The sequence below is a fragment of the Serratia sp. SA088 genome, from assembly GCF_049065515.1.
Taxonomy (GTDB): domain Bacteria; phylum Pseudomonadota; class Gammaproteobacteria; order Enterobacterales; family Enterobacteriaceae; genus Serratia; species Serratia nematodiphila.
This window is the reverse complement of the sequence record NZ_JBAKGW010000024.1, coordinates 1-4,534: the sequence shown is the minus strand read 5'-3', so window position 1 is coordinate 4,534 and position 4,534 is coordinate 1. Positions and strand designations below refer to the sequence as shown.

Annotated in this window: 2 tRNA genes and 2 rRNA genes; all 4 read left to right on the top strand. The window is 53.0% G+C overall.

What is annotated here, in order from left to right:
- Positions 1–1,322: ribosomal RNA gene (locus ACOWVD_RS25410) — 16S ribosomal RNA — on the top strand; the annotation flags it as partial.
- 74 nt (positions 1,323–1,396) lie between these two features.
- Positions 1,397–1,473, top strand: a tRNA-Ile gene (locus ACOWVD_RS25405).
- Between the two features lie 39 nt (positions 1,474–1,512).
- Positions 1,513–1,588, top strand: a tRNA-Ala gene (locus ACOWVD_RS25400).
- A 146-nt stretch (positions 1,589–1,734) separates the two neighbouring features.
- A 23S ribosomal RNA gene (locus ACOWVD_RS25395) occupies positions 1,735–4,534 on the top strand; the annotation flags it as partial.

Here is a 4,534-nt window from a genome sequence, read left to right as displayed (position 1 = left end):
GTCGCAAGACCAAAGAGGGGGACCTTCGGGCCTCTTGCCATCAGATGTGCCCAGATGGGATTAGCTAGTAGGTGGGGTAATGGCTCACCTAGGCGACGATCCCTAGCTGGTCTGAGAGGATGACCAGCCACACTGGAACTGAGACACGGTCCAGACTCCTACGGGAGGCAGCAGTGGGGAATATTGCACAATGGGCGCAAGCCTGATGCAGCCATGCCGCGTGTGTGAAGAAGGCCTTCGGGTTGTAAAGCACTTTCAGCGAGGAGGAAGGTGGTGARCTTAATACGTTCATCAATTGACGTTACTCGCAGAAGAAGCACCGGCTAACTCCGTGCCAGCAGCCGCGGTAATACGGAGGGTGCAAGCGTTAATCGGAATTACTGGGCGTAAAGCGCACGCAGGCGGTTTGTTAAGTCAGATGTGAAATCCCCGGGCTCAACCTGGGAACTGCATTTGAAACTGGCAAGCTAGAGTCTCGTAGAGGGGGGTAGAATTCCAGGTGTAGCGGTGAAATGCGTAGAGATCTGGAGGAATACCGGTGGCGAAGGCGGCCCCCTGGACGAAGACTGACGCTCAGGTGCGAAAGCGTGGGGAGCAAACAGGATTAGATACCCTGGTAGTCCACGCTGTAAACGATGTCGATTTGGAGGTTGTGCCCTTGAGGCGTGGCTTCCGGAGCTAACGCGTTAAATCGACCGCCTGGGGAGTACGGCCGCAAGGTTAAAACTCAAATGAATTGACGGGGGCCCGCACAAGCGGTGGAGCATGTGGTTTAATTCGATGCAACGCGAAGAACCTTACCTACTCTTGACATCCAGAGAACTTTCCAGAGATGGATTGGTGCCTTCGGGAACTCTGAGACAGGTGCTGCATGGCTGTCGTCAGCTCGTGTTGTGAAATGTTGGGTTAAGTCCCGCAACGAGCGCAACCCTTATCCTTTGTTGCCAGCGGTTCGGCCGGGAACTCAAAGGAGACTGCCAGTGATAAACTGGAGGAAGGTGGGGATGACGTCAAGTCATCATGGCCCTTACGAGTAGGGCTACACACGTGCTACAATGGCGTATACAAAGAGAAGCGACCTCGCGAGAGCAAGCGGACCTCATAAAGTACGTCGTAGTCCGGATTGGAGTCTGCAACTCGACTCCATGAAGTCGGAATCGCTAGTAATCGTAGATCAGAATGCTATCACACCATGGGAGTGGGTTGCAAAAGAAGTAGGTAGCTTAACCTTCGGGAGGGCGCTTACCACTTTGTGATTCATGACTGGGGTGAAGTCGTAACAAGGTAACCGTAGGGGAACCTGCGGTTGGATCACCTCCTTACCTAAAGATATTRSTTCGMGTGGCGTGCTCACACAGATTGTCTGATAGAAAGTAACGAGCAGAAATACCTTTATAGGCTTGTAGCTCAGGTGGTTAGAGCGCACCCCTGATAAGGGTGAGGTCGGTGGTTCAAGTCCACTCAGGCCTACCACTTCTCATGAAGTGGAAAAGGTACTGCGCGTGACTGTATGGGGCTATAGCTCAGCTGGGAGAGCGCCTGCCTTGCACGCAGGAGGTCAGCGGTTCGATCCCGCTTAGCTCCACCATATAGTCCGGTATTTCAATACTTCAGAGTATATTGGCGACAGGCTGAAATTTRTCCCTCCGTAGAAGTACTGGGATAAAGAGTAACCTGTCATAGAGTCTCTCAAATGTTTGCAGCGCGAACGATGGAAACATCTTCGGGTTGTGAGGTTAAGTGACTAAGCGTACACGGTGGATGCCTAGGCAGTCAGAGGCGATGAAGGGCGTGCTAATCTGCGAAAAGCGTCGGTAAGGTGATATGAACCGTTATAACCGGCGATACCCGAATGGGGAAACCCAGTGTGTTTCGACACACTATCATGTCATGAATACATAGTGGCATGAGGCGAACCGGGGGAACTGAAACATCTAAGTACCCCGAGGAAAAGAAATCAACCGAGATTCCCCCAGTAGCGGCGAGCGAACGGGGAGGAGCCCAGAACCTGAATCGGCTTGTGTGTTAGTGGAAGCGTCTGGAAAGTCGCGCAGTAAAGGGTGATAGCCCCGTACACTAAAATGCACAGGTCGTGAGTTCGATGAGTAGGGCGGGACACGTGACATCCTGTCTGAATATGGGGGGACCATCCTCCAAGGCTAAATACTCCTGACTGACCGATAGTGAACCAGTACCGTGAGGGAAAGGCGAAAAGAACCCCGGCGAGGGGAGTGAAATAGAACCTGAAACCGTGTACGTACAAGCAGTGGGAGCACCTTCGTGGTGTGACTGCGTACCTTTTGTATAATGGGTCAGCGACTTATATTTTGTAGCAAGGTTAACCGTATAGGGGAGCCGTAGGGAAACCGAGTCTTAACTGGGCGATTAGTTGCAAGGTATAGACCCGAAACCCGGTGATCTAGCCATGGGCAGGTTGAAGGTTGGGTAACACTAACTGGAGGACCGAACCGACTAATGTTGAAAAATTAGCGGATGACTTGTGGCTGGGGGTGAAAGGCCAATCAAACCGGGAGATAGCTGGTTCTCCCCGAAAGCTATTTAGGTAGCGCCTCGTGAACTCATCTTCGGGGGTAGAGCACTGTTTCGGCTAGGGGGCCATCCCGGCTTACCAAACCGATGCAAACTCCGAATACCGAAGAATGTTATCACGGGAGACACACGGCGGGTGCTAACGTCCGTCGTGAAGAGGGAAACAACCCAGACCGCCAGCTAAGGTCCCAAAGTCATGGTTAAGTGGGAAACGATGTGGGAAGGCATAGACAGCCAGGATGTTGGCTTAGAAGCAGCCATCATTTAAAGAAAGCGTAATAGCTCACTGGTCGAGTCGGCCTGCGCGGAAGATGTAACGGGGCTAAACCATGCACCGAAGCTGCGGCAGCGACGCTTAGCGTTGTTGGGTAGGGGAGCGTTCTGTAAGCCGTTGAAGGTGGCCTGTGAGGGTTGCTGGAGGTATCAGAAGTGCGAATGCTGACATAAGTAACGATAAAGCGGGTGAAAAGCCCGCTCGCCGGAAGACCAAGGGTTCCTGTCCAACGTTAATCGGGGCAGGGTGAGTCGACCCCTAAGGCGAGGCTGAAAAGCGTAGTCGATGGGAAACAGGTTAATATTCCTGTACTTGGTGTTACTGCGAAGGGGGGACGGAGAAGGCTAGGCTRGCCGGGCGACGGTTGTCCCGGTTTAAGCGTGTAGGGGGTGTGACCTGGTAAATCCGGTTGCATATCAACCCTGAGGCGTGATGACGATGCACTACGGTGCAGAAGTAGTTGATGCCCTGCTTCCAGGAAAATCCTCTAAGCTCCAGGTAACATTAAATCGTACCCCAAACCGACACAGGTGGTCAGGTAGAGAATACCAAGGCGCTTGAGAGAACTCGGGTGAAGGAACTAGGCAAAATGGTGCCGTAACTTCGGGAGAAGGCACGCTGGCATGTAGGTGAAGTCCCTTGCGGATGGAGCTGAAGCCAGTCGAAGATACCAGCTGGCTGCAACTGTTTAATAAAAACACAGCACTGTGCAAACACGAAAGTGGACGTATACGGTGTGACGCCTGCCCGGTGCTGGAAGGTTAATTGATGGGGTCAGCCGCAAGGCGAAGCTCTTGATCGAAGCCCCAGTAAACGGCGGCCGTAACTATAACGGTCCTAAGGTAGCGAAATTCCTTGTCGGGTAAGTTCCGACCTGCACGAATGGCGTAATGATGGCCAGGCTGTCTCCACCCGAGACTCAGTGAAATTGAACTCGCTGTGAAGATGCAGTGTACCCGCGGCAAGACGGAAAGACCCCGTGAACCTTTACTATAGCTTGACACTGAACATTGAGCCTTGATGTGTAGGATAGGTGGGAGGCTTTGAAGCGTGGACGCCAGTCTGCGTGGAGCCATCCTTGAAATACCACCCTTTAATGTTTGATGTTCTAACTCGGCCCCRTRATCYGGGGTGAGGACAGTGTCTGGTGGGTAGTTTGACTGGGGCGGTCTCCTCCCAAAGAGTAACGGAGGAGCACGAAGGTTAGCTAATCACGGTCGGACATCGTGAGGTTAGTGCAAAGGCATAAGCTAGCTTGACTGCGAGAGTGACGGCTCGAGCAGGTACGAAAGTAGGTCTTAGTGATCCGGTGGTTCTGAATGGAAGGGCCATCGCTCAACGGATAAAAGGTACTCCGGGGATAACAGGCTGATACCGCCCAAGAGTTCATATCGACGGCGGTGTTTGGCACCTCGATGTCGGCTCATCACATCCTGGGGCTGAAGTAGGTCCCAAGGGTATGGCTGTTCGCCATTTAAAGTGGTACGCGAGCTGGGTTTAGAACGTCGTGAGACAGTTCGGTCCCTATCTGCCGTGGGCGTTGGAAGATTGAGAGGGGTTGCTCCTAGTACGAGAGGACCGGAGTGAACGCACCACTGGTGTTCGGGTTGTCATGCCAATGGCATTGCCCGGTAGCTAAGTGCGGAAAAGATAAGCGCTGAAAGCATCTAAGCGCGAAACTTGCCTCAAGATGAGTCTTCCCTGGGCCTT